Source organism: Ruegeria sp. AN11 (genome assembly GCF_056536005.1).
In genome coordinates, this window is sequence record NZ_JBQFJD010000001.1 from 189110 (window position 1) to 212275 (window position 23166).

A 23166-nucleotide genomic window follows, 5' to 3' on the forward strand; every position below is an offset into this window, starting at 1 on the left:
GCCACGAATACAATTCCCGGGGACGCTTCACCGGAGCGTTGCTTGCTCGACTGATCGAAAAACCTGACGCGCATTACTTTTTGTGCGGACCATTCAGTGGTCTTGTCAGAAGAACTTGGGTTGAGCGGGGCAGGGCGGTTGCGTAGCTTTTTCCCATGACTAATCCTGCCTCTTTCAAGTATTTTAAAACCAGCCCCGAAATCATCCGCCTTGCAGTGATGTTATACATCCGTTTCCCGCTCTCGCTTCGGAACGTCGAAGATCTGCTGCATGAGAGAGGCATCGACGTGAGCCACGAAACTGTTCGATATTGGTGGAACAGGTTTGGTCCAATGTTTGCAGCTGAGATCCGACGGAAGCGTGTTCAGCAACTGCGCGTATTCTCCAAATGGAAGTGGCACGTTGACGAGGTTTTCGTGAAGGTGAATGGCAAGCGGCATTGTCTTTGACGGGCTGTTGATCACGAAGGTGAGGTGCTGGAAGCCGTTGTCACCAAACGCCGAAATAAAGCTGCAGCACTGAAATTCCTAAAGAAATTGATGAAGCGACACGGTTGCGCCGAGGAGGTCGTCACAGATCGCTTCGCTTCCTACAAGGCAGCGCTCAGAGAAATGGGCGCGCTCGATAAACAACAGACGGGCAGGTGGTTCAACAACCGCGTCGAAAATTCGCACCTGCCGTTTCGACGACACGAACGCGCGATGCTGCGTTTCAGGCGCATGCGAAGTTTACAGAAATTCGCCTCCGTCCATTCCTCTGTCTACAACCACTTCAACCAGGAAAGATCGCTAGCCAGTCGAGACACCTTCAAGCTGACCCGCGCCGCCGCTCTTAGCGAGTGGCGTCAACTTTGTTCCGGATAGGTTCGCGGTTTCCGCGGCAAACTGAGACTGGTTCGAATTCGTCTGACAGCAACTTAAATCAGTAGCCGAAACACAGGAACCTTACCTGCCAGTCCTTTGAATTCCTGATCCCTCAAAAATTGTGTTTTCTTGGATGTTCCTAACGCTTCAACAATCGACGCATCGACTAGTGTTTCGGCAGCCTCCGCGTGTTCACATAGGCGAGCTGCAAGGTTTGGTACTTCTCCAATGGCCGCATAGTCGAACCGACCTTCAAATCCGATACAGCCAATAGTGGTTTCACCCTTGGCGATACCTATTCCGAGACCTAAGCCCGATCCCCCCTTTTGAAAGGGACCAAGCGCGTTTGCGACAGCGACATGCAGCTCGCTCGCAAAGATGACAGCCTGGCCCGTAGGATCGCGTGCCGGCAGCGGGGCATTAAATAGAACAACGATGCCGTCGCCTAAGAAACGCTCAAGTGTGCCCTGATGTCGTTCAATCAATGGTCCAGCGCAATTGTGAAATACGTTGAGGGCTTCCAGCACAACTCGAGGTTCAGAGGCTTCCGTAAAAGCCGAGAATCCCCTTAGATCAGCAAACAAAACGACGATGTCCGCTCTTCGGTTCTTAAGAATAGCACTGTCGTCACCAACCGAAATAATTTCTTCTGCCACTTGCCTTGGTAGGAAACGGCGCAAGCGATTGAACCGCTCAATCTGATTAATCTGTTGATTTACTCGTTTTTCGAGTTCCTTGTTCCAGCTCTGCACCTCGTCATGCAAAGCTTTTATTCGAAGCATTGAACGTACACGAGCAATGAGAGCGATGGTGTCGACTGGTTTGGTGAGATAGTCATTTGCACCAGCCTCAAGCCCTTGCACCATATCTTCAGTGTTCGAACGAGCTGTTACCAGAACTACCGGAATAAAGGGGATTAGGGGGTCCATTCTCAACCTTCGACAGACTTCGAAACCGTCCATCTTAGGCATCATTACGTCTAGCAAGATCAAGTCGGGCAAAAAATCAATAACTTTTTCTAGAGCGTCTTCGCCATCTATGGCCTCGGCGGTACTATAACCATTCGCGTTAAGGCGCATTGTCAGCTGGTTGCGATTGTCTTGCTGGTCATCGACAATCAAAATGAGTGGTGGGTCTTTCATTTTATCATTCAGACCTCTCCAACGAACGTTATGACTTTGGCTAGCAGAGCACGCGGACTGTAGGGCTTGGCAACATAATCATCGCATCCGGCTTCCCGTGCTTTTGTTTCGTCGCCAGACAAAGCAAAGGATGTTACCGCGATGATTGGAATGTTCGCGCCTTTGGGATGCTTCTTTATCCGGCGAGTGGCATCGTAACCGTCTAATTCTGGCATCTGAATATCCATTAAGATTAGATCGGGCTTTTCAGCAATCGCTCGATCTATTCCTTGCGCTCCGTTTTCGGCCTCTAGAACTTCGAAGCCGTGACTGCCTAGAAGGTCTCGAAGTATGCGTCTGTTGTCGGTCTGGTCTTCTATAACAAGTATTCTTTTAGACATGCTCAGCTCCTCGTAACCTGGACGGGGAGTACAACAGTGAATGTCGAACCGTTGCCAGGGCTGCTGGCGACTTCAATTCCCCCACCGTGCATTTCTGCGATCTTTCGAGAGATAGACAGACCAAGGCCAGTACCCCCGGCGGCACGCGTAGATGAAGCGTCAGCTTGCTTGAATTCCAGGAAAACCTCATCAATTTGCTCAACGGCAATTCCAACTCCCGTATCAATTACGGTTACTACAAACCGCCGATTATGGCGTGCCAAGTTTATTTCGACGTAACCCTTGTCAGTGAACTTTACGGCATTTCCGACGATGTTAAGTAAGACCTGTCTAATGCGCCCAGCGTCGCCATGCCCAGCGGGAAGTCCGCTTTCTAATTTGGTTCGGATTTCCAGTTCCTTGCTTGCTGCGATGGGTTTAATCGTGGAAACAACGTCTTTGAGGACCTCAGACATCGAATATGTGCCCAGTGTCAGTTCGAGTGCTCCGGCTTCAATCTTTGAAATATCAAGAACATCGTTGATCAATGACAGCAGGATTTTACCATTCACTTCCACCCGATGCAGCGGATCGTCGATTTTTTTGGGCACCGGGCCATAAATTCCATCCCGGATCATTTCTGTGTATCCGAGGATCGAATTCATCGGAGTTCGCAATTCATGACTCATATTGGCGAGAAATTGCGACTTATGCAGGTTTGCAGTCTCAAGCTCATCGTACAGCGTGCCCAAACGCTCTGTCATACGATCGGCGCTGCGAGCGAGATCACCAAGCTCGTCGGTGCTATTAATACTTGCACGGGCGGTAAAATCGCCTTGAGCAACTTTTCTTAGCGTGACCCGGATTCGCTCAATCGTACGGATCAAAGATTTGCTGATCAGGAAACCAAGCGAAATAGCAATAACGACTGCAATCCCAGCTGAGACAAGCACAATTCGCCGTGATTGATAAAACGCGTTTTGGTTAACTAATGCTTTCGAGCGCATACCGTCGCGCAAAAGCAGGTATCGTTTCTCTATGAGATTGTCCAAAGACATAATTATTGGGACCAGTTGCAACTCGAATATTGATTTGGCAACTACAATCTGTCCAGCTTCATATTGCTCAACGATATCAAGGCCTATTCGTTTTATTTCTTGAGTTTTTCGCGACACTTCCGCGGTTTCATCGTTCGAAAAGAGGCTGAGGTCCGGTCGGTCCCTTGTCTCGATGAGATGGCCAAGCGACTGAATAACATGCAGCTTATCTTTAAAAAAGCGTGCACTGTCGCCAAGCATGGTGTTGCCTCCAGTCTCGGCAAATATCGCTGTTCCATTCAACCAGATTTCTTGCAGACTGCTATCAAACACCTTTAGATTTGATAGCCGTACCTGATCTTGAAGCAACTCAGCAGTTCGAAGGTTCGCTTTGCGCAACTCAGATAGCCCGGTGAACGCCAAAATTAGCATTAACCCGACAATTCCAAGTAATGCGACCAGCAACTTGGTTCTTATCTTTATGTGAAGCCCGCTGGGTGAACTGGCAGAGGTTACATTTGGGCTATCTGCGGCTTTCACGAAATCAGAAGTTTTGGCAGTCATACAATCGGTCCCGACAGTATTGATCGGATATGCAATTGATTAATTATGCATCAGAATTGCCAGAACGCAAAACCATTGAAAAAACTCAGGAAAGTTGAATGGTTATGCCTATGGGGAAAAGCGTCTTGTGAATTGGAACTTTCGGCTCGTTACCGACACTTGCTTCTACAAGTATGAAATCCCGCTGTTGGAAGATACACCTTACAACGCTGCGGTGTTTCCATATCTGGTAGCCACTTTTGGGTTGAGGTCGATGGCACTCAATATGCGTCCGAAAGTGCTGGAAGCCATTTTAAAGAAACGCCCAAACAGTAGCCCAAAAACAAATGGCTAGACAATTGGGTGAGTATCGGTGTGCAGCCAGCCTTTAAAGAAGTCTCGAGCGCAAACTCATCTATCGTAATAGTTTTTGTCGCTTGGGCCAAAGCGAAACCGCAGCTACAACCTAGGTCGCTTTAGTCACCTCAACTTTTCGCAAATTCCTAGGATCAGGTCAGCGCACCGTTCGCCCAGCATCATGGCAGGTGCGTTTGTGTTGCCGGCGTTGATGTCGGGCACGGCTGACATGTCGCACACCCGCAGTCTCTCGATCCCGCGCACACGCATCCTGGCGTCCAGCACCGCCATTCTGTCGCCGTCCCGGCCCATTTTGGCGGTGCCCGCCGGGTGATAGTTGGTTTTTACGAACCGCTTGCAGTGTGCTCGCAGCGTTTGGTCGTCATCCCCTGTCGGAATGACGATTTCGCGGATCCTTTGTGCGAGCGGGCCCGACGCGAATGCTTGACGAAAGAACCGCTGCCCCTGGATCATCTCCTGCATGTCGTCTTCATGCTTCAGAAGGTTGGGCGAGACCACCGGCATAGCGAGAGGATCGATCGAGCGAAGCCGAACCTCTCCGCGTGATTTCGGTTTGACTACGACGGTCGTAACGGTCAGGCCAAAGTCATCCTGCACCTCGTCCAGCGCGTCGCGATCCAGATAGACGATGGGCACGCAAAAGGCTTGAATGGTCGGTTCTCCATCGGGGTTAGACGGATTGACGAAGGCACCAGCTTCGACCCCGGCCGAAGTCACCGGGCCGCTGCCGAACAGTTTGAACTGGATGCCGTTGCGAAGCATCCGCCAGCCCTCACCTTGTTTGAAATATCCGTATGGACCGTTGGCAAAGGCAGTGATGGGAACTTCGGGGTGGTCGATCAGGTTCTGACCGACCCCGGGCAGTGGGCAGGCCACGGGAATGCCGTATTCGGCAAGATGTGCATCCGGCCCGATACCCGACAGCATTAGAATTTTCGGTGTGACCAGAGCGCCCGCCGCAAGGACAACCTCACCATCACACCGCACGGTGTGCGACCCGCGTTTGTCGCGATACTGCACCCCGACGGCCCTTTCGTTTTCGATGATGACTTTGCTGACCGTTGCGCCAAGCCGGATGGTCAAGTTCGGGTTTGTCTCAAGTGGGGCGAGGAAAGCATAGGCTGACGAGCTGCGCTTTCCGGCACGATTGGTGAACTGATAGAACCCGACACCGCGCTGCGTTGCGCCATTGAAGTCCGTGTTGAATGGTTCACCAAGTGCCTGCACCGATTGAACGAACCAACGGGACATGTCGTCGATATACCCCGGATCCGAGACCTGCACCGGACCGTCGCTGCCATGCAGGTCATTGTGAAGCCTGTTGTTGTCTTCCATCCTGCGGAAATAGGGCAGCACATCGTCCCATCCCCAACCGACCCCGTCGTTGGTCCGTCGCAGCAGGTCGTCCCACGCGTCATAGTCGGAAGGGCGACCGCGCATGTAGACCTGCGCATTCACTGACGACCCGCCGCCCAGTACGTTGGCTTGCGGAATGTCATGCACCCGGCCGTCTAGGTGGTCTTGCGGTTCGGTCTGGTGGTAGGTCATGAACTTGGACCCGTTGATCATCTTGAAAATACCCGGCGGCATGTCCAGCAACGGATGGCGGTGCGAATGCCCGGCCTCCAGCACCAGAACCCTGCACTTGCCCTGGTTGACCAGTCGCGCGGCAGCTGAGGCACCGGCAGAGCCGCCGCCGATGACGATGTGATCGAAAGTTTCCGTCATGATGTCGCCTTCAGGTCCGGCGTTTGGGTTTGCTGATCGAGTCGCGCTCGACCAGTTCGCATTCAAGTTTCACGAGTGGGTGCCTCCGACCATCTGTCGGCCCATGGAACAGCTGTTCGACGACCCAGCGTCCCATCGCCCGGGTGGGAAGGATCATCGAGGTTAGAGGCGGCGACAGGTGTCGCGCGGTTTCGTCATCGTCAAATCCGATGACCGAGATGTCCTCGGGGATGGACAGGCCAAGCTCCTTGAGCGCCTCATAGCAACCGATTGCCATGCGGTCATTCTGACAGAAAATGGCGGTTGGCGGAGAGGGCAGGTCCATCAATTCACGCGTGGCGGCATATCCGGCGCTGGGCAACCAATTGCCTTCGACAACCAAGTCCTCGTCGAATGGAATGTCCGCGGAAGCCAAGGCGTTTCTGTACCCGGTGGTTCGTCCCGCGGCGCATTCCATGAACGGCTCGCCAGTGATAGTGGCGATCCGTTTGTGCCCGGCCTTGATCAGAGCGTTGGTCGCCGTATGTCCGGCAGCGACTTCGCCGGGGATCACCGCAGGAAAAGAGAGGTCGTCGCAAAAGCAGTTCAGCAGCAGAACTGGGGTTGCGGTTTGCGTGAGGATTTCCGGAACGACCACCCGCCGGGTGAAAACGGTTGCGTAAATGATGCCCGCAACCTGTTGGTCGAGGAAATACCGGAGCGTATTGGGCTCGATCTCGGGGTCGTTTTGGGTTTCTGCCAGCAATACAAGATTTCCGGTGTCCCGAACGGCTTGTTTCACGCCGTTAAACGCGTTTACCATTTCAGGGCTCGACGCCAGATCATCCACGACAAAAGCTATGGTGCCGCCTAGTGCCGAGGGTCGACGCGCGCTGTCCTGGGGTTTCCTGATTTGAGGGGGCATGGCGTATCCAAGCGTGTTTGCGGCATCCAGTACTCGTTGCTTTGTGTCCTCGGAGATTTTGACGGAATCGTTTTTGTTGAGAACCAGCGATACTGTCGTCTGCGAGCATCCGGCGACGCGCGCAATGTCGTGCATCGTTACGCGCTGCCGGCCCGCGACTCGCCCCACACCCCTGTGCTGCCCGGCTTTGTTCGCTTGATCGTTCATCGTTCAACCTTTTTGTTCGCATTCTTTTTATCGACTATGCGGGGGGCGTGCAACTAATATTAGTCAGAGTTAACTAATATTAGTGTTGACGAAATAATATTATTAGTGTTTTGATCGCAGTGCGGTCACCGTTGTGGTCTGGCCGAGCAGGTGCGGGAGGCGAAATTGCGGTCTGTAGTGGGGGAGTTGGGTCAAGTCGTTCGGCATTCGATGTTCATCGATGGCCGCTTTACCGACTTTGACGCGGACACGGTTGGTGTCGAGAACCCTGCAAATGAAGAGATCGTTGCGCAAGTTCCAGATGGCGCCGCCGCTCATGCGGATGCGGCGGTCGACGCGGCCCATCGGGCATTTGGCTCATGGTCCTCGCGCCCGGCGATCGAGCGGGCGCGGCTGGTCCTGAAGCTCGCCGAGGCCGTCCGGGTCGACGCCACGCGCCTGGCAGCCCTGATCACGACCGAGCAGGGCAAGCCGATCTCGCAAGCTCGAGGTGAAGTGGATGCCGCCGTTACTTTTCTTTGTCATGCGGCTGAAGAGGCCCGGAGGATTTCGGGTGACATAGTGGCATCGGACAACAAGTCCGAGGAAATTCAGATCCGGCGTCATCCTTATGGTGTTGTTGTTGCGTTGACGGCCTGGAACTATCCGTTGGCATTGGCCGCCAGGAAAATCGGGCCTTCGCTGGTCGCGGGCAACACCGTTGTTCTGTTGGGGCACGAAATCACGCCGCTGTCCGGTCTTGCGATCGCCGAGCTTGCCGACAAGGTCGGGTTTCCGCCGGGTGTTCTGAATGTTCTGACAGGCAAGGGGCCGGTGGTAGGGCAGCGGTTGGTCGAACACCCCGATACGTCACTAATCACGATGACCGGCAGCACACGCGCCGGGAAAGAGATTTTTCGCGCAGCGGCCAACCGGATCAAGGTTGTCCGGCTCGAGCTTGGCGGTAAGGCTCCGCTCATTGTGATGGAGGATGCGGATATTGACGCCGCCGTTTCGGCCGCCGTTGCCGCCCGGTTTGCCAATTGCGGCCAGATTTGCACCTGCAACGAGCGTATGTATCTGCATCGCGGCATTGCGGATCAGTTCTTGGAAAAATTCGTGTCCGCGGCCCGCGCTTTGTCGATCGGGGATCCGATTGAAGACTGCGATTTGGGTCCCAAAGTCAGCAAGGTCGAAGTGACCAAGGTCGCCGAGATCATCCAGCGCAGCATCGACGAAGGAGCCACGGTTCATCTTGCAGGCGGGCCCCTGATGGACGGGGCGCACCATAAGGGGCACTGGATGTCCCCGACGGTTCTTGAGGTCTCAGACAACGGCAATGCCGCGATGCAAGAGGAGGTCTTTGGCCCCGTGGCGACAGCCATGCGAGTCGAGGATTTTGATCAGGCGATAGACTTTGCGAATGACACATTATTCGGGCTGTCTGCCTATCTCTTTACGGCATCGCACCGGCGATTGATGGAGGCCCCGAACCGTTTGAATTTTGGCGAATTGTACCTGAACCGCTCCAATGGCGAGGCCGTGCAGGGATTTCACACCGGTTGGGGTCTGTCCGGGGTTGGGGGCGAAGACGGCGCTTATGGCTTCGATGGGTATCTGAGGAAACAAACGACTTACATGAATTGGGCATGACCTAAAACTCGCGGTCAAAACGGAGGCGACCGCACCAATGGAGGAGGAATAAACATGAAACGCAGAACTCTTTTGATCTCGACGGTTGTGGCGGGTGCACTTTTGGGCACCACGGTGATCGCGCAGGATCTGCCACCGCTTGAGCAGAAGGATCGCTACAAAGTCGGCTTTGCGCAGATGGAGTCGAACAACCCGTGGCGCATTGCCGAGACCAAATCGTTCCATGACACGGCCGAAGCCTGTGGCTGGGATCTGATCGCGACGGATGCGGCCGGTTCTGCGGCAAAGCAGGTTGCGGATGTGGACAGCATGATCGCCCAAGGCATCGACGTTCTGTTCCTTCCCCCGCGGGAAGAAAAGCCTTTGATCCCAGCCGTTATGAAGGCCCGTGCTGCGGGAATCCCGACCTTTTTGGTGGACCGCTCGGTTGATCCGGCCGTAGCCAAGCCTGGCGAGCATTTCGTAGCGTTCCTGGGGTCGGATTTCATCGATCAGGGCAACCGGGCGGCACAATGGCTGATGGAGAATTTCGACGGCGACAAGGGCGTCATCGTCCAGTTGGAAGGCACGACTGGTTCTTCGCCTGCAAATGACCGCAAAAAGGGTTTCGACGACGCGATTGCAGAGGATGACCGCTTTGCGATTGTGGCTTCTCAGACCGGTGACTTTGCGCGCGACCTGGGTCGTCAGGTGATGGAGACCCTGCTGCAGGCGCATCCCGACGTGAACGTGGTCTACGCCCACAATGACGAAATGGCGATTGGCGCGATCCAGGCTCTGGAACTGGCCGGCCGCAAGCCCGGCGAGGACGTGACCATTGTTTCGATCGATGGGACACGCGATGCGCTTCAGGCTATCATCGATGGCAAGATGGGGGTCACGGTGGAAAGCTCGCCCTTCTTCGGTCCTCTGGCTTGTGAAGTCATGAACAAATACGCGGCTGGCGAGACGATCCCGGAATGGGTGAAAGTCGAAGATCGCATCTTTACCAAGGATAACGCGGCCGATCACATCGACGAAGCCTATTGATTCTCCCTGGCGGGTGGTGCTGGCCTGTGGTTGGCGCCGCCTGCAAGCAATCGGAGGAAGACATCTCATGAATGCGCTCGTCTCGATGTCGGGAGTTGAAAAGTCTTTTGCCGGCGTACCGGCACTGAGTCAGGCCAGCCTGAAGATCGCAGCTGGCGAGGTTCACGCGCTGATCGGCCAGAACGGTGCCGGTAAATCGACGATGATCAAAGTTCTGACCGGAGTTTACGACCGGGATGCCGGCGACGTCCATCTGGCGGGTGTGCCAAGCCGCATTTCTACCCCACGCGAAGCGCAGGAATCCGGAATTGCCACGATCTATCAAGAGCTCAACCTGGTGCCGCTGCGGTCAGTGACCGAGAACATCATCATGGGGTATGAGCCCAAACGTCTCGGCTTTCTGGTCGACTGGCGCGAGGGCAACAGGCGCGCACGCGAGGTTCTTGCGCGCTTTGGCATAGATATTGACGTGACCGAGCCGCTTGGAAATTTCTCGACAGCGATCCAGCAGTTGGTTGCGATTGCGCGGGCTGTTTCTCTGGACGCGAAACTTGTCATCATGGACGAACCCACGTCGTCGCTGGATGCCAGCGAGGTCGAGGTTTTGTTCGGTGTGGTGCGCGAGTTGAAGAAACAGGGCGTGTCTGTTCTGTATGTCTCGCATTTCCTCGATGAGCTGTTCCAAATCTGCGATCGGGTTACAACGATGCGTGACGGGCGCACCGTCAGCACGCGTACCGTCAAGGACACGACCAAACTGGAAATGATCGCGGACATGCTGGGCCGCAACACGGATGAGATCGCGGCGGACGGTCTAACTGACTTTGCGGGTGCCAAGGCCAAGAAAGGAGATATCGTTTTGCGGGCTGACTCTGTTTCGACAGGCCCGCGATTGACGCATTTCGACCTTACGCTCCATCGCGGCGAAATCGTTGGGCTGGGCGGGTTGCTGGGCTCTGGCCGGACCGAGGCGGCGCGCGCTTTGTTTGGAGTGGACGGGGCCCGCAGTGGCGCGATCGAGTTGCATGGCACGGTCGGGCAACCGCCCGGACCGGGTGACGCGATTGCAAACGGGGTCGGCTTTCTGACCGAAGATCGCAAGGCCGAAGGGATCATTCCTGACATGTCCGTTCGCGAAAATATGACGCTGGCCCTGCTGCCGAAACTGGCCAGTCGTGGTCAAATCGACTTTGCCCGCGAGTGCGAGATCGTTCAGGCCTTCATCGACGATCTGGGCATCAAGGCGGCGCATATGGACCAACCCATTCGCGAATTGTCCGGCGGCAACCAGCAGAAGGTGCTGCTTGCCCGTTGGCTGGCGACGCAACCCGACATCCTGATACTCGACGAGCCGACCCGAGGCGTGGATGTCGGCGCCAAGCGAGAGATCCAATCGTTTATTCGGTCTTACGTCGAGAAGGGGTTCGGCGTCGTACTCATCAGTTCGGAATTCGAAGAACTGGTGGAAGGCGCCGACCGCATCGTAGTCATGCACGAGGGGCGCTCGGTCAAGGAACTGACCAACCCCGGGATTACCGAGAACATACTGGTGCGCGCGCTTGCGCATCATGAAGAAGGAACTGGTTCATGGACCGCGCAATGAAGTTGCCGCAACGGGTCGCATCGATGCCCTTCCGCTTTCACGGCGGTATCGCCGCGTTGGTCGCCCTGCTGGTGTTCAACGCGTTTTTCACCCCCAATTTCCTGCAGTTGCAGACCCTGTTTGTGAATATCAGCCAGGTTGCCACTATCGCCATCGTGGCCATGGGCATGACGCTGGTAATCGCCACGGGTGGGATCGATCTGTCGGTTGGTGCGGTCATGGCACTGGCGGGGGCGCTGGCCCCGCTGATCTTTCTGTCGGATCTGGGCGCCGCTAATCCGATGCTAGGCGTAACTTTGGCCATTGTCCTGCCGCTGTTCGTCGCGGGGCTATGCGGGGTGTTCAACGGCGTGATGGTTGCCTTATTGAACGTGCAGCCCATTGTGGCAACGCTCATTCTCTTCATCTCTGGTCGCGGTATTGCCCAGGTTTTGACGAACGGAAACCTGCAGACATTTTCAAACCCTTCATTCAGTTATCTTGGAACCGGCAAGGTGTTTGGCTTGCCGTTCCAAGGTTGGCTGGCGCTGGCCATTGCCTGTGTGCTGTTTTGGGTGATCACCAGAACCACATGGGGCCGTTACCTGCTAACCATCGGCGGCAATGAACGCGCGGCCTATCTGTCGGGTGGTCCTGTCCGACGGGTCAAGATCGGGGCTTATGCCATCTGCGCGGTGCTTGCGGGCCTGGCCGGTCTGATCGTGGTTGCTATCAACTCGGCCTCGGACGCTGCGCGCAACGGCAATCTGATGGAGCTTGATGCCATCGCGGCCGCGGTTGTTGGCGGTGCTCTTTTACAAGGCGGGCGGGCGCCGATCTTTGGTGCCATACTGGGAGCCGTCATCATCCAATTGGTCAAATATACGTTGTTGGCCAACGGGGTAGAGGACGAAGTTGCATTAATCGCTAAGGCCGTTATCATTATCCTGGCCGTTTGGGTCCAGCAGTTCCGGAGGGCTTGACTGATGTTGGATGAAACGGCTTTTGACCTGCGAAAGTACCTTCGGCGCAATTCGGCTTCGGTGACGGTGTGGCTCGCACTGCTGGCTTTGATCCTGTTCGGGCTGATGCGCTATGAAAACTTTGGCAGCGCCTACAATTTCTCGTCTTTCCTGAATTACAACGCGATGTTCATTGCGATCGCACTGGGCATGTGTTTCGTGATCATGACCGGCGGGATTGATCTATCGGTCGGATCCGTTGCGGCCTTTACGTCGGTTGTTGCGGCCTATCTCAGCCCCTACGGGATTCAGGTTGCCTTGCCGGGGGCCGTTCTTGCCGGGGTTGGTTTCGGGGCGATCAACGCCTTTTGTATAATCATCCTTCGAATCCCGCCCTTCATCGCCACATTGGCGACCATGTTGGCCGCCAAAGGCGGCGCATTGGTGATTTCGGGCGCCCAGACAATTTCGGTCGATTGGGGGTCGAACTTCACCAAGCTTGGCATGGGGCAGGCGTTCGGCCTGTTTCCATGGACAATCGTCATCGTGGCCGGACTGACCCTGGCACTTTGGTTGGTGCTGGAAAGGACAACCATCGGGCGGACCGTCTTGGCGATCGGTGGCAGCGAGGATGCCTCGAACCTAATGGGCCTGAAAGTCAATCGCGCCAAGGCTTTCGTCTACCTGCTGTCGGGGGGCTGCGCGGGGCTGGCCGGAGTCTTTTTGGCCTCGGGTTTTGGAGCCGGACAACCCCTTGAGGGTATCGGATGGGAATTGTCGGCCATCGCGTCCGTCGTGGTGGGCGGCACTTTGTTGACGGGTGGGATGGGTTCGATCCCTGCGACGGTGGCCGGTGCGCTGTTGCTGGGGCTGGTCTTCAACGTTCTGAACTTTGAAAACGGTCAGGGCACAATCAGTTTCAGTGCCTATTGGCAGATGGTCATACGTGGAGGCTTTCTATTTGCGGTCATCCTTTTACAGTCTCGGGTTATTGCCAGGCAGCAGAAGGTCTTGGGTTCATGAATCGTATAGAAAGTGTTTCAGCGCGGTTGTTCAACGTTCCGCTCGCTGAGGTCCTGGTCGATGCCAAACATGGGGATCACACGTTTTTTCAATTGATCACAGTCACCATTCAAACCTCGGATGGGGTCGAGGGGGTCGGGTATACCTATACGGGGGGCAAGGGTGGTCATGCCATCCTAGCGATGATCCAGCATGACCTGGCGCCGTTCCTTGTAGGACAAGACGCCGAACAGATCGAAAGCCTGTACGACGCCATGCAGTGGCATGTGCACTACGTCGCACGGGGCGGGATCGCCTCGTTTGCGATCTCGGCCGTGGATATTGCATTGTGGGACATTCGCGGCAGAACGCAGAATGCGCCATTGTGGCAGATGGCCGGCGGAGCGTCCAAACGTTGTAACGCCTACGCCGGCGGGATCGACCTGAATTTCTCGTTAGAGAAACTGCTGCACCAGACCGAAGGGTACCTTGCGCGTGGGTTCAACGCAGTCAAGATCAAAGTCGGTCAACCAGACCTGGCCGACGATCTTGCACGTGCCCGGGCGGTGCGCGAGATGCTGGGCCCGGACCGGTTCTTCATGGTCGACGCGAATTACTCTATGAGCGTCGAAGAGGCCATCGTGGCTGCCAGAGGGTTTACCGACTGCGATATTCTGTGGTTCGAGGAACCGACCATTCCAGACGACTACAAAGGTTATGGCCGAATTGTCGAAGCGACGGGCGTACCCCTTGCCATGGGTGAAAACCTACACACCATACACGAATTCGAATACGCTTTTGATGACGCGAAGCTGAGTTTCATCCAGCCCGATGCCTCAAACTGCGGTGGGATCACCGGCTGGCTGCGCGTGGCCGCGCTAAGCGCACAGCACGGCATTCCGGTTTGCAGTCATGGGATGCAAGAACTGCACGTCAGCCTTGTTTCTGCACAACCCAACGCAGGGTGGCTAGAAGTACACTCATTCCCGATAGACCAGTACACGACCCGTCCGCTGGTTGTGGAAGAATGTCTGGCCGTGGCCCCGGATACCCCAGGAACGGGAGTGGAATTCGACTGGGACAAATTGAATGCGGAACACAAGGAGATGCATAAATGACGACCCAGACGATCTCTGCGGCATACTACAGGGGCAATAAGAGCTTTGCTGTAGAGCAAGCCCAAGCGACAGATCCGGGCTCCGGCGAGGCTGCCATTCGCGTTGCCTATTGTGGGATTTGCGGGACGGATATGCACGTCTACCACGGCAACATGGATGCTCGTGTCGGCCTGAACCGGGTGATTGGGCATGAGATGTCAGGTGTCGTCGAAGCGGTGGGCGAGGGCGTCGATACGGTCGTACCCGGCCAGAAGGTCGTTGTCCGACCGCTTGATCACTGCGGAGGATGTCCAGCTTGTAAACGGGGGCATCAGCATATCTGTCAGAACCTCAAGTTTCTCGGCCTCGACACAGATGGCGCCATGCAAGAAATCTGGACCGTTCCGGCCCACACGTTGCACGTTCTGCCGGATGACTTGCGCATGGATCATGCAGCACTGATCGAGCCGGTCGCCGTTGCTTGCCACGATGTGCGCTTGTCTGGCCTGCAACCTGGCGAGGACGTCGTCGTCATCGGCGGCGGCCCGATCGGCATCCTGGTTGCCATGGTTGCACGGGACGCGGGCGGAAACGTCGTGATTTCCGAAGTGAACCAAAACCGTCTGGCGATTGCCGAAAAGCTTGGTTTCGACACGATCAACCCAACCGAAACCGATCTGGTGTCCACAATCAACGCGCGCACGGGCGACAAAGGGGCAGATGTGGTTTTCGAAGTGTCGGGAACGCAGCCCGGTGTCGATGCGATGACCGCCGTTGCCGCGACGCGGGCTCGGATCGTAATGGTCGCGATCCATGCCCAAAAGCCCCAGATCGACCTGTTCCAGTTCTTCTGGCGAGAGCTGCAACTGATCGGTGCGCGGGTCTATGAGCCAGAGGATTACGAGAAAGCCATCGCAGTTGTCGCCTCGGGCGGAGTGGACGCGGATGTTGTGATTACTGACGTCAGCCCTCTGGCAGACATTCAGGCCGCGTTTGAAGCACTGGATCGCAGTCCAACCGCAATGAAAAGCCTGATCGAAGTAGGACCGCGTTCATGAGTATTTTGCAAAGTTTCGACCTGACGGGAAAGACGGCTCTTGTGACTGGGTGCAAACGCGGTATCGGGCGCGGCATGGCCGAGGCATTGGCATCGGCCGGAGCCGATATCATCGGAGTGTCGGCCTCGCTCGAGCTGTCCGGGTCGGATGTCGAAAAAGCTGTGACTGCGATCGGGCGCAATTTCCGGGCTTACCAATGCGACTTCTCGGATCGCGCCGCGCTGCACGGGTTCATTGATCAGTTGAGGGCCGACGGACAAACCCCTGATATCCTTGTCAACAATGCCGGCACGATCAAACGCAAACCCGCCGCTGAACACCCGGACGACTGGTGGGACGAAGTGATTGAGGTGAACCTGTCCTCGCAGTTCGTTCTGTCTCGCGAGATCGGCAAGGACATGCTGACGCGCGGATCGGGTAAGATCATTTTCACAGCTTCGCTGCTGACATTTCAGGGCGGCATTACCGTGCCGGGATATGCGGCCTCGAAAGGTGGGATTGGACAGCTGACCAAGGCTTTGGCCAACGAATGGGCCGGGCGGGGCGTGAATGTGAATGCGATCGCGCCTGGCTACATCGCGACCGACAACACTCAAGCCCTGCGGGATGATCCGGTCCGATCGAAGTCGATCCTTGAACGAACACCCCAAGGCCGTTGGGGTACGCCTGATGACTTTGCCGGACCGGTGGTCTTTCTGGCCTCTGCCGCGTCGGACTTCGTCAACGGTGAAATCCTTGTCGTCGACGGGGGCTGGATGGGGCGGTAGCACTGCCAACGCCCCATTTAATTCAAAGTCTCATGTCCCGATGTAGTGCACCTTCAATCGGCGGGTTCTTGGCGCCTCTCGATGTTCGAACAGGTATAGGCTTTGTACGCGGCCCAGAGAAAGCTGCCCCTGTTCGACCGGGACGGATATCTGAGTTTGCGTCAACAGCGCCCGCAGATGCGACGGAGCGTTGTCGTCCTCGGTCGGGCGGTGATGATACCTCCCTGGTGACTTGGGCACGAGTTTCTCGAAGAACGTCTCGATATCCTTGCGAACGTCGGGATCGGCATTGGCCTGCACCAACAGCGCAGCACCCGTGTGGACGCACCAAAGGGTCAGCAGACCCGAGACAAATACACGTTCGGACACCGCACCCTGAACCATCCCGCTGATGTCGGTGAGGGATTTGCCGGGCGTTTCAATGGACAGGTCAAAAAACTCTTGCTTCATCCAGCTGGCCTTTTCCTTGATTTAACGCGAACGCGCCCAGTTTTCTACACTCCGCTTGGCGTTCAGTAGCGGGGTTCAAACATATGATTTTGAACGCATATTGACTGTAACCTTATGCAAACAGGCTTTTGAACTTGTCCACACACAGACGAAAACCATCTTCGAAGTTTCCGTTGCCGGGGTGATAAACACTCTCGAAGGAAATGACGCCATCGTAGCCATCGGATCTAAGCGAGTCCGCGATGGGTCGGAACAGAGGCGCAAGCTGACCTTCCCCAATACGGCGCACTTCCAGCGTTGCCCTCGGCGTGTCGACCTTTACGTCCTTGATGTGAATGTGACCCAAGTAGCCGCCGCGCAGTTCTTCGTAACCGTCCGGGTACGCCAGTTCATGGCACCAGCAATTATTTCCGGGGTCCCACAGCACTTTCAAAGTGTCTTTTGCGTCTAACTCGTCGATCAGCTTGCGGGCTGTATAGTTGGAATTGACCAGCGTGCCGTTTCCGGTTTCCACGACGAGAGTCGCGCCCTCAGCTCTTGCCAGTTCAACCGCCGGCGCGATGAGAGGCAGCATCGTGTCCCATACGCCATGCGCCACGTTCCACTTTTCGGCGCCGTTTTTTCCCCAGAGTATCTGCTCTTTTCTTTGGGTCATGATCCGAACGAGCGGAGACCCAACAACATGCGCCATGTCGATTACGCGTTTCAAAGCGTCCATATGCCGAGTGTGCAGGTCGTCGCCGGGTCTGTTGGCAGCTGTCATCCCCGCAAAGATATGGCGCGAGAGACATGACACCGGCTTGCCCCGGTCGCGCAAGAGCGCGTCGATCTCGGCAATTTCTTGCGGGGAATGGTCTCCGACCTCTGTATCGCCAACGAATTGAAGCTCTGCATAGTCCAGACCGAACTCGTCCATTACATCCACGGTATGCCGCAGATCGCGGGAAATGCCGTCGCAAATCACACCTAATTTCATGTTCGACCCCCTCAGCGATGCAATTCTGCGCCAACGATCTCTTCGATGACGCGGGTACACACCCAGTTGTCGCCGTTTGGGTATTTGGTTTTCCCGGCGTGAAAGATCTGCATCGCGGATGACGCTGTATGCATAGGAACGCCCAACGCACCGGCCAGTGCCAGAGAGATCGTCAGGTCCTTGTGCATGGTTGCGATATGGCTGCCGGTAGCCTCGAACTTGCGATCAATGATGTTTTCAAGGGCGGTATTCACGACTCCGCACCCTGCGCTGGAGGACGAGAACACATCAAGCAATGCCTGACCGCTGACACCGGCTTTGGCCGCTAAGGCTGCAGCCTCGAATGTGGCGGAAAAGATCGATCCGATAAGGGATTGTAGGCAGGCTTTCACGGTTTGCCCGTCGCCGGCGTTTTCTCCGACCCGATGAATGGTTGCCGACACTGCCTGCATGACTTCGGCATTTCGATCCAGAACATCCGAAGCTCCGGCAGCCATCATCGTCAATGTGCCGTTCTGCGCGCCGGGAAAACCACCCGAAACCGGAGTGTCGATCAGGTGGATGCCCGAACCTTCCATGTCTTGCCCGATAGCGCTTGCTTCGGCCGGGTTAATGGTCGCCGACAGGATGACCGTTCCGCCTTTGGCCATGTTCGCAACCAGCCCGTTTTCACCCAAAATGACATCGCGGGCCTGATCTCCGTTCATCACCATGACAAAAACAGCGGCTGCGTGACGGCCGACCTGTCCCACGCTGTCCTCGGCCAGGCCGCCCATGTCGGTAAATGCCGTCATGCGTGTCTCGCTCAGGTCGAAACCGGATGTTTCAAAGCCATTCTTGATCAGGTTCTTGGCAAGGCCGCTGCCCATGTCGCCAAGACCAATTACGCCTGCTGTTTTCATTTGGAATCCTCCCGTTTTTCTGCCATTTCCGTATGGCAGACGTTTCGAAAATGATGCCCAATCGCATCGGTTTTCGCGGGAGTTTCACGCGTCTTGAGCAGACGTCGGGCGAGTCCGGAAGACACCCCGCTGCCCGTTTACGTTCCGTAAGTAAACGAAGAATGCAGCGCTCAGGCAAGCAAAGAAGTGTTGCGTGTGGAAAGAAACTGTCTGATCCGACGCGTTACGAGAATGCCGCCATTATGCCGCGTAGTTCCGCCAGCCCGCGCATTCGTCCGATCAGCGGATAGCCAGGAGTGCTGTGTCCGCCCAGATCGCTCAGCAGTTCTTGTCCGTGGTCGGGCCGCATCGGAATTTGCCAATCGTCACGTCCTTGGGATTTGCGGCGGCGCTGTTCGTTCATCAACTCGCGAATGGTGCCGACCATGTCGGTGTCGCCCTCCAGATGCGGGGCCTCAAAGAAATCCGGCTTCTGGCTGTCTGATCCGGCGATGCGTTGGGTATTCCGCAGATGGACAAAGTGAATCCGGTCGCCATGCCTACGCACGAAGTCCGGCCCATTGAATTCGGGGGACACTCCCAGCGATCCGGTACACAAGGTTGCGCCGTTCGCCTGCAAATCAACCGCATCCAGAACGGTGCCGTAGTCATCGGTGCTTGACATGATCCGCGGCAGACCGAGCAACGAGAACGGCGGATCATCCGGATGACAGCACAAGCGCAGGTCCAGGTCTTGGGCCACTGGGGCGACCTCAGACAGGAAGTCGATGAGGTTTGCGCGAAGCCGGTCACGGTCTATATGCGCATATGTCTGCAACAAAGCGCGCACGTCCTGCACGCTCCACTGATCATTGGCGCCGGGCAGCCCCGCAGTGACATTGTGTTGCAACTGGGCCTTGGATTCATCCGACATGCGCAAGAAGCGATCCTTGGCCGTTTGCTGGACATCGCTGGAATAGTCTTCGGACGCGCCCGGACGTTCGAGAATATATATGTCGAAAGCAGCAAAATCGGTCAGGTCGAACAGCATGGCCGTTCCGCCATGCGGCTGCGGGGCGCGAAGGGCGGTGCGGGTCCAATCTAGGATCGGCATGAAGTTGTAGCAAACGACTTTGACGCCACGGGCGGACAGGGCCCTGAGGCTGGACTTGTACGCCTGCAGATGCTCGGCCATGTCTACGGATTGCGTCTTGATCGCCTCCGAGACGGGCAGGCTTTCGACAACGTCCCAACTGTACCCAGCAGCAGCCAGAACTGCTTGCCGGTCGGCGATGTTCGGTTCGTCCCAAGGCTGTCCCGGCGGGATGTGATGCAGTGCGGTAACGATGCCCTGAACCCCGACTTGATGGAGATTGGCCAGGGCGATCGGATCATCGGGTCCGAACCAACGCCAGCATTGTTTCATGGCAGCCATCCTTCATACAGCGGGTGATCGGGCTTGATGGGAAGGGCAACACGCTGCCCGGTGCGCGCCGCGTAATAAATCGCCGTCACAAGGCCAATGGACGCAGCGCCGTCCTGCAGCGTAACGGCAGAATTTGCCTCGGACCGCAACGCCTTGCCGACTTCGGTAAAGAACCCTTCGAAGCCTGTTGGTTCGGCAGCGGCGGCTGCAAGGGCCTCGTCGATAGTGGCTTGATCCACCGGGTCCCGCGCAACGAATGTCCAGGGCGTTTGACCCGGGGCATAGGGTTCCGTGCCAGAAGTGGCGGTCACCTTTTCAAAGACGAACCGCAGGCGGGTTTCGTCCGTGGCGGCGCCCAGTGTGATATTGCTTGTGCACAAGGCTCCGGAAGACATGCCAAAGCAGATCGCGGCGCAGTCTTCGGTCTCGATCGGGTTGACCCGCGTTGTGGCCATTGCAGACACCCAGGCGATATCACCCGCGATATTCGTCAGCAGATCATGGTTGTGGATGGCATGGCCCAGTACTGCGCCGCCGCGTTCACCAGCCCATGTTCCGCGCCACGGAATGGCGTAGTAGTCTGCACCTCGGGACCAATGGGTTTCAAGCGCGGCAGTTTGAACCGCTCCGGTCAGGCCTGCGCGTTGCAGGTGGCGCAATTGGGCCAGTGACGGCCCCCACCGGTATTGAAAAACTGGAAACACATGCTTGCTCGCGCTGCTTGCGGCTGCCGTGATCCGATCCACATCCTGCATCGAGGTCGCAACAGGCTTTTCGCAGACAACGTGTTTTCCTGCGGCCAGTGCCTCTAGAGTGGTCGGTACATGCAGATGGGGCGGCAGGCAGATGTCGATGACATCAATCGCCGGATCATCCAGCGCGTCTTGAATGTTGGTCAGTGCTCGAAAATTCGCGTTCTGTCGAATCTGTTCGATCCGGTCCGTATTCTGGTCGACCATGGCGGCTACGCGGAAGTCGCGGTCAAGCCGTTTCAGTGCGCTCAGATGTTGCGCACCGATACCTGCGCCAAGGATCGCAACGTTGATCATCTGCGTTCCGCCATTTCCTGCGCGCGCAGCGCGAGTTCCAAGACCGTAAAGCAGTGGGTCTGCGTCATCGCGGTTTCGGTCCGGTTGCGGATGTCATCGGCGAGGCGCGAAAAGTAGGGAAGGCCGGCGTCGGTCGCGTTGATCTTTTGGCAGGTTTCGCTGTTGACGAAGATCAGATGGTCTGTTCCCGAGGCTCCACCCACATCGACGTATTTCCGCAACTCGATATATCCTTCGGTGCCCAGGATCGTCAGGCGACCATCCCCCCAGTTTGGCAAGGCATCCGGAGTAAACCAGTCAACCCGGATGTACCCGGTGCCATTCTCGCTGCGCAGATTTAGCTCTCCGAAATCCTGCAATCCGGGATCCTTGGAGTTTGCGTAGTTCGCCACATAGGCGTTTGTGATTTTAGCGGTTTCTGAACCTGTGTAATGCAAGAACTGATCGATCTGATGCGAGGCGATGTCGGTCAGAATGCCACCGTAGCGATCACGCTGAAAAAACCATTCGGGCCGGGTTGCCCGGTTCAATCGGTGCGGGCCAAGTCCGACCGTCTGGATCACGCGCCCGATGGCACCGGCCTCGACCAACTCGGTCGCTCGGGTGCTGACGGGCGTTTCAAATCGTTCAGAAAAATTAACCGACCAGATGCGACCGGTGTCCACGACTGTTCGCTTGATCTGGTCGAGTTGCTCGAACGTCGTGCAACCTGGCTTGTCGCTCATGACATCCATGCCGTTTTGCATGGCACGGATAGTCAACGCAACCCTATCTGCCGGTATTGCCGAAATCAGCGCTAGATCCGCCCCGCATGTTAGGGCGTCTTCCAGTCGGGCCAGCCGCGGAATGTCGGGAAACCTTTTGACGTAGCCCGCCAGCGTTTCGGGATCGCCTTGTGTCCAATAGCCAACGCAGTCCACTCCGACTTTGCGCATGTTTTCCGTCATGCCATAGATATGGCGGTGGTCCAGGCCAAGGGCGACGCAGGTCAGGCTCATGAGGCGACTCGTGTTTTCTGGCCGGTTCGATCGGCGATCTGCATCGCGTCGATGACGGCGTGGGTCAAAAGGGCACTGCGCCCGGTGGCCATCGGCCGCGTTCTACCGGCAACAGCCTTGGCGAAATCCTCGATAACTGCCTGGTGCCATTCATGGGTGAACGCCATGGGATCCGCCCCTCCGCCTGTGGCGGACGTTTCGCCAACAGTGGATTTCTGACCATCGAAAGTGGTCAAGGTCAGGACACCTGACTCCAGATGCGCTTTGGCGCGGGTGCCCTGGATCGTGATAGATTCAGCGGCCCCAGGATATTCTGCAGTAGTCGCCATCAAAGTACCCACTGCGCCGCTATCCATTTCAAAGATTGCACCTGCCCAATCCTCGGCCTCGAGATCGTGTAGTGGAGTTTTTCTCATCACAGCCTGAATGTCCGAGATTGGCCCCAGCAGCCACATCCCAAGGTCAAGCGTGTGGATTGCCTGCGAGATCATGACACCGCCTCCGTCGCGTGCATAGGTGCCTCGACCTGGCTCGTCATAGTAGCTCTGATCGCGCCACCAGGGGACACGGATCTCCACTGTGGCGATCGCGCCCAGCTCACCCTGTTTAATGGCTGATTTCAGCGCCTGCGAGGCGGCGCGGGCGCGGTGCTGAAAGACGATACCCAGCGGCACACCAGACACCTCGCACTGCTCGACAATGGCTGTCGCGGCGTCCAGCGTTCTTTCGATAGGCTTTTCCATCAGGATCGGTTTCGAAGCGGTCGCAAGAACCCGCACCAACTCTGTGCGCTGATCGGGCGGGGTTGCGATGATCGCAAAGTCGACGTTTGGGTCGTTGGCGATTTCCTCGACCGAGCTGTACGCGCGGGTGTCGTTTCGCTGCGCGAACTCAGCTGCTTTTTCAGGATTGCGCCCGAGGACGCCGGCAAGATTGAGGCCTTGCTCCGATGCCCGAATTGCAGCGACATGCGTGCCCGAAACCATCCCTAAACCAATCAGCGCAATATTCATTCATTCCCCCGGATAACTCGTTCAGTCTGCGGGTTCGAACGGGAAAGATGCAACCATTAAAAACTGTGTTTACAATTGCGGGC

The 23166-nt window shown here is 56.5% G+C and carries 20 protein-coding genes and 1 pseudogene; 9 read left to right on the top strand and 12 right to left on the bottom strand.

Translation table 11 applies throughout. From position 1 onward, the window contains the following. Positions 1–155 precede the first annotated feature (155 nt). Positions 156–863, top strand: a pseudogene (locus ACR3EQ_RS01000) (IS6 family transposase). A gap of 53 nt (positions 864–916) precedes the next feature. Here the strand turns inward: ACR3EQ_RS01000 and ACR3EQ_RS01005 are convergent. From ACR3EQ_RS01005 to ACR3EQ_RS01025, 5 genes are all read right to left on the bottom strand, one after another. Beyond that, positions 917–2005 (bottom strand): adenylate/guanylate cyclase domain-containing response regulator, encoded by a 1089-nt coding sequence (locus ACR3EQ_RS01005; protein ID WP_170614461.1) that lies wholly within the window; start codon positions 2003–2005, stop codon positions 917–919. A gap of 8 nt (positions 2006–2013) precedes the next feature. Beyond that, a complete protein-coding gene (locus ACR3EQ_RS01010) occupies positions 2014–2385 on the bottom strand; it encodes a response regulator (protein WP_170614462.1) in 372 nt (123 codons plus the stop codon). 2 nt (positions 2386–2387) lie between these two features. Continuing rightward, a complete protein-coding gene (locus ACR3EQ_RS01015; RefSeq protein WP_480489578.1) occupies positions 2388–3965 on the bottom strand; it encodes a sensor histidine kinase in 1578 nt (525 codons plus the stop codon). A 459-nt stretch (positions 3966–4424) separates the two neighbouring features. Further along, positions 4425–6050 carry a GMC family oxidoreductase N-terminal domain-containing protein gene (locus ACR3EQ_RS01020; protein WP_170614464.1) on the bottom strand — a complete coding sequence of 542 codons (1626 nt, stop codon included), beginning with the start codon at positions 6048–6050 and terminating at the stop codon, positions 4425–4427. A 10-nt stretch (positions 6051–6060) separates the two neighbouring features. Beyond that, positions 6061–7161, bottom strand: coding sequence for a LacI family DNA-binding transcriptional regulator (locus ACR3EQ_RS01025; protein ID WP_480489579.1), 1101 nt, complete (start codon positions 7159–7161; stop codon positions 6061–6063). A 165-nt stretch (positions 7162–7326) separates the two neighbouring features. On the opposite strand from ACR3EQ_RS01025, the gene ACR3EQ_RS01030 reads away from it, so the two are divergent. The 8 genes from ACR3EQ_RS01030 to ACR3EQ_RS01065 all read left to right on the top strand — a co-directional run bounded on the left by ACR3EQ_RS01030 (position 7327) and on the right by ACR3EQ_RS01065 (position 16290). Beyond that, positions 7327–8793, top strand: a complete 1467-nt coding sequence (locus ACR3EQ_RS01030; RefSeq protein ID WP_480489580.1) for an aldehyde dehydrogenase family protein — start codon at positions 7327–7329, stop codon at positions 8791–8793. Between the two features lie 54 nt (positions 8794–8847). Further along, on the top strand, positions 8848–9822 hold the full coding sequence (locus ACR3EQ_RS01035) for an ABC transporter substrate-binding protein (RefSeq protein ID WP_480489581.1): 975 nt from the start codon (positions 8848–8850) through the stop codon (positions 9820–9822). 67 nt (positions 9823–9889) lie between these two features. Further along, complete coding sequence (locus ACR3EQ_RS01040) at positions 9890–11425, top strand: sugar ABC transporter ATP-binding protein (RefSeq protein WP_480489582.1); 1536 nt, start codon at positions 9890–9892, stop codon at positions 11423–11425. Beyond that, complete coding sequence (locus ACR3EQ_RS01045) at positions 11410–12387, top strand: ABC transporter permease (protein WP_170614466.1); 978 nt, start codon at positions 11410–11412, stop codon at positions 12385–12387. Before ACR3EQ_RS01040 ends, ACR3EQ_RS01045 begins: the two co-directional genes overlap by 16 nt. A 3-nt stretch (positions 12388–12390) precedes the next feature. Then, entirely contained in the window at positions 12391–13389 is a 999-nt protein-coding gene (locus ACR3EQ_RS01050; RefSeq protein ID WP_170815683.1) for an ABC transporter permease, read from the top strand. After that, complete coding sequence (locus ACR3EQ_RS01055; RefSeq protein WP_170614468.1) at positions 13386–14486, top strand: mandelate racemase/muconate lactonizing enzyme family protein; 1101 nt, start codon at positions 13386–13388, stop codon at positions 14484–14486. Before ACR3EQ_RS01050 ends, ACR3EQ_RS01055 begins: the two co-directional genes overlap by 4 nt. Then, the gene (locus ACR3EQ_RS01060; protein ID WP_170614469.1) at positions 14483–15523 is read left to right on the top strand and encodes an alcohol dehydrogenase catalytic domain-containing protein; all 1041 of its coding nucleotides are present in this window, start codon (positions 14483–14485) and stop codon (positions 15521–15523) included. Before ACR3EQ_RS01055 ends, ACR3EQ_RS01060 begins: the two co-directional genes overlap by 4 nt. Before the next feature lie 2 nt (positions 15524–15525). Next, on the top strand, positions 15526–16290 hold the full coding sequence (locus ACR3EQ_RS01065) for an SDR family oxidoreductase (RefSeq protein ID WP_480491726.1): 765 nt from the start codon (positions 15526–15528) through the stop codon (positions 16288–16290). A 30-nt stretch (positions 16291–16320) separates the two neighbouring features. On the opposite strand, the gene ACR3EQ_RS01070 is transcribed toward ACR3EQ_RS01065, so the two are convergent. From ACR3EQ_RS01070 to ACR3EQ_RS01100, 7 genes are all read right to left on the bottom strand, one after another. Continuing rightward, positions 16321–16740, bottom strand: coding sequence for a secondary thiamine-phosphate synthase enzyme YjbQ (locus ACR3EQ_RS01070; protein ID WP_170614470.1), 420 nt, complete (start codon positions 16738–16740; stop codon positions 16321–16323). A 112-nt stretch (positions 16741–16852) separates the two neighbouring features. Then, positions 16853–17716 carry a sugar phosphate isomerase/epimerase family protein gene (locus tag ACR3EQ_RS01075; protein WP_170614471.1) on the bottom strand — a complete coding sequence of 288 codons (864 nt, stop codon included), beginning with the start codon at positions 17714–17716 and terminating at the stop codon, positions 16853–16855. An 11-nt stretch (positions 17717–17727) separates the two neighbouring features. Next, positions 17728–18618, bottom strand: a complete 891-nt coding sequence (locus ACR3EQ_RS01080; RefSeq protein WP_170614472.1) for an NAD(P)-dependent oxidoreductase — start codon at positions 18616–18618, stop codon at positions 17728–17730. 223 nt (positions 18619–18841) lie between these two features. After that, complete coding sequence (uxuA, locus tag ACR3EQ_RS01085; protein WP_170614473.1) at positions 18842–20023, bottom strand: mannonate dehydratase; 1182 nt, start codon at positions 20021–20023, stop codon at positions 18842–18844. Beyond that, positions 20020–21072 carry a Gfo/Idh/MocA family protein gene (locus ACR3EQ_RS01090; RefSeq protein ID WP_170614474.1) on the bottom strand — a complete coding sequence of 351 codons (1053 nt, stop codon included), beginning with the start codon at positions 21070–21072 and terminating at the stop codon, positions 20020–20022. Before ACR3EQ_RS01090 ends, uxuA begins: the two co-directional genes overlap by 4 nt. After that, positions 21069–22070 (bottom strand): Gfo/Idh/MocA family protein, encoded by a 1002-nt coding sequence (locus tag ACR3EQ_RS01095; protein ID WP_480489583.1) that lies wholly within the window; start codon positions 22068–22070, stop codon positions 21069–21071. The genes ACR3EQ_RS01090 and ACR3EQ_RS01095 overlap by 4 nt, the downstream gene beginning before the upstream one ends. Next, positions 22067–23083, bottom strand: a complete 1017-nt coding sequence (locus ACR3EQ_RS01100) for a Gfo/Idh/MocA family protein (protein WP_170614476.1) — start codon at positions 23081–23083, stop codon at positions 22067–22069. Before ACR3EQ_RS01100 ends, ACR3EQ_RS01095 begins: the two co-directional genes overlap by 4 nt. Positions 23084–23166: the final 83 nt, after the last annotated feature.